The 9,478-nt window shown below is 41.1% G+C and carries 4 protein-coding genes; 1 reads left to right on the forward strand and 3 read right to left on the reverse strand.

Features of this window, described 5'->3' with window-relative positions:
* Window positions 1–33: 33 nt before the first annotated feature.
* The 3 genes from CWB85_RS08660 to CWB85_RS08670 all read right to left on the reverse strand — a co-directional run bounded on the left by CWB85_RS08660 (window position 34) and on the right by CWB85_RS08670 (window position 6,183).
* Window positions 34–969 (reverse strand): diguanylate cyclase domain-containing protein, encoded by a 936-nt coding sequence (locus tag CWB85_RS08660; RefSeq protein WP_016708214.1) that lies wholly within the window; start codon window positions 967–969, stop codon window positions 34–36.
* Entirely contained in the window at window positions 953–4,720 is a 3,768-nt protein-coding gene (locus CWB85_RS08665) for a hybrid sensor histidine kinase/response regulator (protein ID WP_138554642.1), read from the reverse strand. The genes CWB85_RS08660 and CWB85_RS08665 overlap by 17 nt, the downstream gene beginning before the upstream one ends.
* A gap of 65 nt (window positions 4,721–4,785) precedes the next feature.
* The gene (locus CWB85_RS08670; RefSeq protein ID WP_138554643.1) at window positions 4,786–6,183 is read right to left on the reverse strand and encodes a PhoH family protein; all 1,398 of its coding nucleotides are present in this window, start codon (window positions 6,181–6,183) and stop codon (window positions 4,786–4,788) included.
* A 297-nt stretch (window positions 6,184–6,480) separates the two neighbouring features.
* On the opposite strand from CWB85_RS08670, the gene rapA reads away from it, so the two are divergent.
* Window positions 6,481–9,375: an RNA polymerase-associated protein RapA gene (gene rapA, locus CWB85_RS08675; protein WP_016708263.1), complete on the forward strand. Its 2,895-nt coding sequence runs from the start codon at window positions 6,481–6,483 to the stop codon at window positions 9,373–9,375.
* The last annotated feature ends 103 nt before the right edge of the window (window positions 9,376–9,478 follow it).

Here is a 9,478-nt window from a genome sequence, read left to right on the forward strand (position 1 = left end):
CAACTAAAGAGTGAACAAACATTCACTCTTTAGTTACAGTAATGACTCACTTTTACCACTTGCGGCAATAACTCGAGCAACAATTCTGTCCCGCCCAGTATCTTTCGCCTCATATAAACCAAGATCAGCTTCTTCAAGCAAGGTATGCTCAGCATACACTTGGCCAAACTCAGTGGTAGCAATACCGATACTAATGGTAATGTGCTCAGCATTAAGTGAGGCTTTATGCGGTATCTTGAGAGCATTTACAGCACTTCTAAGCTTATTAGCAAACACCAATGCTTCTTGTTGATTGATATTAGGTAATACAGCGGCAAACTCCTCTCCACCATAGCGAGCAACAAAGTCACTACCACGTTCACATGCAGTAACTAACGCATGTGCCACTCGCTTGAGACAATCATCCCCAGCACGATGACCATAACAATCGTTATAACGTTTGAAGTGATCTATATCCATTAATAACACCGATAATGGCGTACCTGCACGGCGACTTCGGCGCCATTCTCGCGAAAGATTTTCATCTAAATAGCGACGATTGGGGATCTCCGTCAAACCATCAATTGACGCTAGCATTTCAAGCAAATCATTCTTTTGTTTGATCAGTAACTGATTACGCACCCGGGCACGCACGATAGCCGTGCTAAATGGTTTAGCAATATAATCCATCGCCCCTAATTCAAACCCTTTAGCTTCATCATCATGGCTAGTATTAGCTGAAATAAAAATGACAGGGATCGTTTGCGTACTCGGATTTTCTTTTAACTGAATTAAAACGTCATACCCATCAATTCCCGGCATCACAATATCGAGAATAATTAAATCAACTTCGGTTGATTTAACAAACGTTAAGGCTTTTTCGCCACTTTCGACCAAAAATATTTCATGATCACTCGCCAATGTTTTTTCTAACACTAATCGATTTAATGGGTCATCATCAACGATCAGTATTTTAGCTTTCTTCAACATCTGCTGATCCCTGTAGTTGAATGTATCTATTTATTTGCTCTAATTCGAACACAAGTTGAGTCAAGTCTAATTGCTCTACACTTTGCGATTTTTGCAGTTCAGTTTCTAATTGCTGAGCAACCGCACTAAGACGCTTAAATCCGAGATTTCCTGACACACCTTTGATGGTATGCACTAATCGTTCCAAGGCACTAAGCTGAGTAGAAACTTGCAATTGCTGTATATGACTATCACATAACTGAGCAAACTTATCCAACATAGTCTGTAGTAAAGTATTATCACCTGAGAATTGAGCTAATGCAAAAGAACGATCAAAAAATATAAACTGGGGTGTTTTAAGCTCATTGATTGCCGCTAATAAAGTTGCCGCAATAACAGGTTTAGTGAGATGCTTATTCATACCGGCTGCGAATGAACGCTGTTCATCAGCCAACTCACTGTGCGCCGTAAGCGCAAAAATAGGTAGCTGTTGCTTATTATAACGTTGTCGCAATAAGGTCGTTGCTTGCAAGCCATCCACTTCTGGCATCTGGACATCCATCAGGATCAAATCAGGTTTTACTTGTTCTACTAAAGCAATTCCAGCCATCGCCGAATTTGCGGTCATAACATTAATATATGCTTGGCTTAAAACATTGCTAATAATATCGAGGTTTAACTGATTATCATCAATCACTAATACGAGTAACCCTGCAACATCAATGGTTACTACTGATGTTGCAGTATCAGGCGTATCACCTTCGTTGAGCTGTAGTAGCCGTTGTACAAGGGCGGAACTTTTAACACTGACACTATGCGTATTATGGCTGCTAGGAAGCTCGATATCGGCATCATTTTTAACAACATATAACTGGGTGTTATTTTTCAGCAACGCCGTTTTTATATTAGGCCACTCTATAATGCTAGTTATATCAAAGTCATTTATAATAATTCGCTGCACCGCCGCAAGGTCTGTTGTATCTGTAAATTCAGATAACATACAATAACGTAGCTGCTGCAGAGGCTGTAACGCTTTGGGTAAATTAATCCCCCGAGAAGAATGTATAACCAATGTATTTGGCCAACTACGCGCTGTTGATTGCTGCTCAAGCGAAAACGTCACTGTGAAGAAAAACTCACTGCCTTGGCCTTTATCACTGACTACGTTAATTTCTGCGCCCATTAATGCGAGTTCATGTTTAACAATCGCAAGCCCTAACCCCACGCCTTGATGAGCTCGAGTGAGCGATTCATCGCCTTGTGTAAATGCATCAAATAATCGACTTTGATCAGCTTTATCAATACCAACCCCAGTATCTTTTACCGTAAAGCACAGTGTTTGCTGTGTTTTAGCTATATCGTGGGCTGTTATTGTCAGTGTGATAGTGCCGTGCTGGGTAAATTTCACCGCATTCGTCAGCAAATTACCGAGTACTTGTTGCAAGCGAATATGATCACCAATCAGCTGCGGGGCGATTAACGGGTCAACCTCAATATTATAAGTGAGGCCTTTTTGCTGGCAAAGCCCGATTAATACACTTTCACAACTATCTACAAGCGCAACTAACTCAAAGTTAACCAAATCTAATTGCACTTGGTTATTCTCACTACGTGCAAAATCAAGCATCCGGTTAAGCATAGTTAATAAATTTTGCGCAGCATTTTTTGCTTGTGCCGCATGTTGCTGCTGCTGAGTAGTTAAACCTTGTTGCACAACCATATCAATCAAGCCTGTCACCGCATTAAGTGGTGTACGGATTTCATGGCTTAAATTAGCAATAAAACGACTTTTAGCCTCAGTTGCACGCTCGGCATCCTGCTTAGCTTGCGTTAAATCACTTACATCTTGAATATGAATGACATAATAATAAGGGGCTTGCTGTTCATCCCACACTAAAGAAACGCTCAATTGCCACCAAAGATTGAGCTCTTGTTGCCCTAATGTAAGGTGGTACACTTTCTTTTTTTCGTTCAGTAATAGCGCTAATAACACCGCTATTTCTTGCCATTGCTGCTGTGAGAATAACTGCTCTAATGACAAATTTGAGGATGCTTTATCAATATCAAAAATCTTTCGAGCAGTCCGGTTCAGCTGTAATACCGTATGCTCAAGTGACAATAAAATCACCCCATTGGCAGCATACTCAATCGCACTGCGAAACTTAGATTCTGAGGCCTTTAATGCCAATAATGCATCTTGCTGAGCTGTGATGTCGCGGCCAATCCCCATTGAACCCAAAAGTTGATTTTGTTCGTTATAAAATGGCGCTATTGTTAATTGAAATGTTTGCTTAGCGGTTTCAATACGTTGTTCAGCTTTCGTTTTAGTTTGTAATACTTGTTGCTCAAGCTCACTGATTTGGCCACTATCATCGCTAATATCACACAGCTGATGACCAACTAGCTGCCCTTGCTCAACCCCAATATATTGCTCATAAGCACGGTTGCAACCTAAAAATGAACCATCAATATTTTTAAAATAAATTAGATCAGGCACACTATTCAACATAGTATTTAACAAGGCTAAATGCCGTTCTTTGGCTTCATAACTGCGCGCGAGTTCTCGTGTTTTTATTTTAACTTGTTCATCAAGTTCACTATTAGCTCGCTGGAGGGAGTCAACCAACTGCTGATTTTTACTAAGCACCCATTTTATTCTGCTAAACCATGGCTGCCAGTTAGTGGGTATTTGGTAATTTGAACGGGTTTTGTAGTGCACCTCATTTTGTTCAAGGTACGACATCAAGTAAGTCATCGGTTTTACAAAAATACGCTGACTCAACCACAATAACGTACTGAACATCATTACTAAAAACACACATAAAAAAATCAGTTCAATGCCTACCTCTATCAATATAGGGGTAATTAATTCAGCATGAGACTCAAAGTAGCCAGCATAAATAGGTAGCTGCTTTTGCGCTTGCACAAAAGTGATATTACTAAGTCCAGCGCCCTTTGATATTGAGCTATTCGTAAGACTCGCCATAGGCCAATACTCTGCCAGCGGCACACCTTTAATCTCATTTAACGAACTTGCAATGATATTTTTATCGTTGTTTAAAAAGATATATTCACCATTGCTTGGAGATATTTTGTGTAGCCAACTAGAAACCGCAGCCAAGTCATAAATTAAAATAATGTAATCTTCACTGCCTTGCTCGCGCGCGCGCCCGATTGAAAAATAGTGTTTACCCGCAATTTCGATTATCGCACTTGATGACAATGAGTTATCAACAAATTTAGGGAGTAAATGGCCATCAAGTACGTGGGTTAACATTAAGCTATCCCCATCATGACGACGCTTTATATATGCAAAACCTTGTTCATTCACATAAGCAACTGCAGCTAATGATTGAATTAACGATAATGCCGTATTAAAAGCGGGACCAAGTGCAATAACTTGTTGCCATTGGGTGACTACATTGGCCGTAGAAGCAAATTTACCCTGACCGACAATTTCACCACCACCGTCAGGGATTTTCCGATAGTAATAATTGGTTTGCTGATCAATATCTGCAAGCCATTGTTGATCAAATTGATAAGAAAGAGGTTGCTCATATTGTGAGAACAAAGTGCTCAATAAATCATTAGCAGCATTCATCGCATGCTCAACTTGTGCCGCTAGATTAGTAAAATCAGCTTCACGTTTAGCAACAGCTCGGTCCAACTTAATATTGTATAAATGAAGACACAATAGAAAAGCCACCAGCAATGGCACAATAAGTGCCACTGCCAATGAACGGTAGTAATGTTTTAAAGGTAGAAAGTTCAATCTACAGCCCGTCACTTGACGCTAATTTACAAGTTAGGTTAGCGAGCCAAGTGAACCAGTGCAAGCTATAAATTTTCCTCTGCAAATGAAGCTAAGCGACTTCTTACCACACCATTTAAGTTAACCGTGGCACTGCCCTCAAAGTTTTTAAAACGCTCCACAATATAAGTTAAACCAGACGTTACTGGGGTTAAGTAATTACTATCTATTTGTGCAAGGTTACCAGAGCAAATCAGCTTAGTGCCTTCACCGCAGCGGGTAATAATCGTTTTTAGCTGCGAAGCGGTTAAGTTTTGGCTTTCATCTAAAATTACCACTGCGTTTTGAATACTACGACCACGCATAAAGTTTACTGACTTAAACTGTACGTTGGCTTTTTCCATAATGTAATTACGACTCGAAACGGGGTTTTCATCCCCCTTGTGTAGCACTTCTAATGTATCGGTAATGGCCGCAAGCCAAGGCGCCATTTTCTCTTCTTCCGTGCCGGGTAAAAAGCCTATTGATTCAGCGATTTCAGGAGTATTACGAGTAACGATAACTTTATCGTAAATGCCTTTTTCAATCACCATTTCCAAAGCACAAGCAAGCGCAAGTAAGGTTTTTCCACAGCCTGCGGGGCCAGTTAAAATAACCAATTCAATACCCGTATCGAGTAACGCGTCCATCGCCATACCTTGGTAAATATTTTTTGGTTTTACTCCCCATGCTGATTGATGCATCAACCGCTCAATGCCGATGTCTTTGAGCATAATATGTTGATCATCGTAGGATTTGACCCTTGCCGCAAAATGGCCACTGTCATCCAATAAATATTCATTGCAAAAGACATCAGGGATCAAGCTTTTTGCTACTTTATGAAATGCATCGCGCCCGTGCTGCTGTGTTTCACATTCCCCCACATGTTGCCAAAAATCCCCGGTAATTTTTTTATAGCCGCTAGAGAGTAATGCAATGTCGTCAATCAATTGGTCGGTGCGGTAATCTTCAACAAATTTAAGTCCTGCACCTTTTGCTTTTAAGCGCATATTAATATCTTTGGTTACTAATACGACTTTACATTGAGCGTGTTGCTTTTGTAGGTGTACGGCACAGTTAATTATCCGATGGTCATTCTCATTGCCAGGTAAGCCAGAAATAGAATCCGCAAATAAATGATCATTAACAATAATTAGCGTGCCTGCTGAAGACGCTTTCGCTTTTTTATTACTAGGTAACGCGACGCCTTTAAGCATTTGCTCTGGGGTGGCGTCTTTAAGCACTTCATCCAAACCACGAATGGCCACACGGGCATCGCGGCTCACATCGTGTTTACGGTCTTTAATATGATCCAGTTCCTCTAAAACTGTCATAGGAATTACAACGTCGTGTTCTTGGAAAGATAAATAAGCGAGGGGCTCGTGGAGTAATACATTGGTATCTAGCACATACATTTTACTATCAAGGTTCGAAGCTTTTTCCATAGCACTTTCCTTACGTTTTATGATTTTTATGCTATACCCAACTAATTAAAATAAAACGGGTGCATGCTCCACCCTGAAAAACTTAATTGTTAAGGTATAATCTAAGTTTAGCTTAGATGTCATAAAAGTCTGTTTTATGACAAACCTTTTTTTGTTTTGAATTAATCCTTAATACTTCAACTTAAATAGGAATAATTCACAGTTGATAAATTAATTAAAAGTGAGCTAGTTCGCACCTTGCAGTGGTGTTAGCTAACAGGTAACATAGCCGCCTTTTTCTTCATAGACGAGACATATATGAATTTTTCCTTAGGTCAGCGTTGGATCAGTGATACAGAGTCAGATTTAGGATTAGGCACAGTCGTTGCCCTAGAAGGCCGTCAGGTCAGCATTTTATTTCCCGCCAGTGGCGAAAACCGTGTTTATTCAATGCTAGAAGCACCGGTAACCCGCGTGGCATTTAATCCTGGTGATGTGATCAAAAGCGTTGAAGAATGGGAACTTACAGTCGAGTCAATTGAAACAATAGGTGATCTGCTTTGTTATCACGGCACCCGTGTTGACAACGGCGAGCCTGCACAATTAAAAGAAACCTTTTTAGATCACTTTATTAAATTTAATAAGCCGCAAGACCGGTTATTTGCTGGCCAAGTCGACCGCTTTGATCGATACACATTGCGTTATCAAACCTGGCAACACCAGTTTGAACGCCAGCAATCGCCAATTAAAGGCTTAATTGGTCAGCGCGCAAGCCTTATTCCTCATCAGCTTTACATTGCCCAAGAAGTTGGCAAACGCTTTGCGCCACGCGTATTACTCTCTGATGAAGTCGGCTTAGGTAAAACCATTGAAGCAGGGATGATTTTACATCAACAAATTATCAGTGGTCGCGCCAGTCGCGTACTGATTGTAGTACCTGAAAACCTCCAGCATCAGTGGCTAGTGGAAATGCTACGCCGTTTTAATTTGCACTTTTCTATTTTTGATGAAGAACGTTGTGATGAAGCATTTGCTGACTCACCGAATGTTTTCGATACTGAGCAATTAGTACTTACCAGTCTTGAATTTTTAGCTAAGAAAAAACGCTGGTTTGAACAAGCGACCATGGCTGATTGGGATTTATTAATAGTTGATGAAGCGCATCACTTAAGTATTAATAATGGTAAGCCTAGCACTGAATACCTGCGCATGGCAGAACTTAGCCAAGATATTCCAGGCCTGATATTACTGACCGCAACACCTGATCAACTTGGTCACCGCAGCCACTTTGCACGCTTGCAATTACTCGACCCAGATCGTTTTTATGATTACGATGCCTTCGTTGCAGAAGAAAGTAACTATAAGCATGTTGCCGAAGCTGCCAATCAATTGCTGCAAGAGCAGGCCCTTGATGACAGTGCAAAAGCCACATTAATTGCGCTATTAAAAGAAACTGACATCACAACACTTCTTGAACAAGCACAAAATGGCGATACTGCGGCCCGTAAAGAAATTTTAGCCATGTTATTAGATCGTCATGGCACAGGTCGTATTTTATTTAGAAATAGCCGTAGCGGCATTGATGGCTACCCAAGCCGTAAACTGCACGCATATCCAATGGCCATGCCAAAACAATATAAAACCGCCATTTCGGTATTAGGCAATATGGGCGGCATTCAAAATGCTGAACTTAGCGCGCAACGTGCCCTTTTCCCAGAAAAGATTTTTCAAGAATTTGAAGGTGAAAGCGCCAGCTGGGGACAATTTGACCCTCGTGTAGATTGGTTAATCAACACGCTAAAAACCCTAAAACGCGAAAAAGTGCTGCTGATCTGTGCTAAAGCAGAAACAGCCATTAGTCTTGAGCAAATATTACGTGAGCGCGAAGCAATCAAAGCATCCGTGTTCCATGAAGGCATGACGATTATTGAACGTGACCGTGCAGCGGCGTTTTTTGCTGACGAGTACGACAATGCGCAAATACTGTTATGTTCTGAGATTGGCTCTGAGGGTCGTAACTTCCAGTTTGCCCATCATTTAGTGTTATTTGATTTACCACTAAACCCTGATTTACTTGAGCAACGTATTGGTCGTCTAGACCGTATTGGTCAAACTCAAGATATCAACATTCATGTGCCATACTTCGAAAATACTGCGCAAGAAGTATTACTGCGTTGGTATAACGAAGGCTTAGATGCCTTTGAAACCACCTCAAGCACTGGGCAATTATTATACAAAGAGTTCAAAGATGATCTGCTTGATTTTATTGCAGCGCATAACTGTGATGAAGACGAGCTAGAGCCATTACTCGAGCAGGTTGCCAGCCAAAACGCCGTGCTGCGTAAACAAATGGAAAGTGGTCGTGACCGCTTGCTAGAGCTACATTCTTCAGGGCAAGGCGCTGCAGATTCGCTGGTTGTCGATATTGAGAAACTAGACAATCAGTTTGAGCTTCCTAGTTATATGATCAATGTATTTGATACCTTTGGTGTTAGCCAAGAAGATAAAGGTGAAAATACCATTATCTTAAAACCGACTGAGCACATGTTAAATCCATCATTCCCAAGTTTAAAAGACGACGGAATGACAGTGACCTTCGACCGCGACACTGCATTAGCGCAAGAAGACGTGCATTTCATCAGTTGGGATCACCCTATGGTACAAGGTACCTTAGATATGATCTGCGATGATGACTTTGGAACCGCCTCAGTAGCACTGCTTAAAAATAAAAAATTACCCCCTGGTACTTTTTTTGTTGAGCTCATTTATGTTGCTACCGCTATGGCACCAAAAGCACTGCAAGTAGGTCGTTTTTTACCGCCAACGCCAATTCGTATTTTGTTAGATAAAGCCAGCAACAACCTAGCTGATAATGTCGGCTTTGATGGTTTTAATCAGCAACTTTCAGCGGTAGGTCGCCAAACTGCGAGCAAACTAGCTGGCGCATTACAAAGTGCGATTCACCCAATGCTTAAAACTGCACAAGAGATGGCACAAACTAAGTTAGAGGACATTCGCACAGCAGCTCTTGAGCAGATGCAGCAATCACTCAGTGAAGAGCAAGCTCGTTTAGCGGCACTTAAACAGATCAACCCTAATATTCGTGAAGAAGAACTGACCTTCTACGATAAGCAACGCACAGAGCTGGAAAACTATATCGGCAAAGCACAGTTACAATTAGATGCCATTCGTTTGATCGTGGTATCGCATTGATTTGGGAGCTGAGCTTTAAGTTATAAGCGGTAAGTTTTAAGTTCAAAAAAGCGCGATGTATTAAATACAACGCGCTTTTTTATTGCATTTGCACTGGGTAAAC

The sequence above is a fragment of the Pseudoalteromonas sp. S1727 genome, assembly GCF_005886375.1.
In the GTDB taxonomy this organism is placed as follows: Bacteria; Pseudomonadota; Gammaproteobacteria; order Enterobacterales; family Alteromonadaceae; genus Pseudoalteromonas; species Pseudoalteromonas haloplanktis.

What these genes read in the sequence shown, in the direction of transcription:
- CWB85_RS08670 (WP_138554643.1), bottom strand. Translation starts at nt 6,183, where the DNA reads ATGGAAAAAGCTTCGAACCTTGATAGTAAAATGTATGTGCTAGATACC.
- CWB85_RS08660 (WP_016708214.1), bottom strand. Translation starts at nt 969, where the DNA reads ATGTTGAAGAAAGCTAAAATACTGATCGTTGATGATGACCCATTAAAT.
- rapA (WP_016708263.1), top strand. Translation starts at nt 6,481, where the DNA reads ATGAATTTTTCCTTAGGTCAGCGTTGGATCAGTGATACAGAGTCAGAT.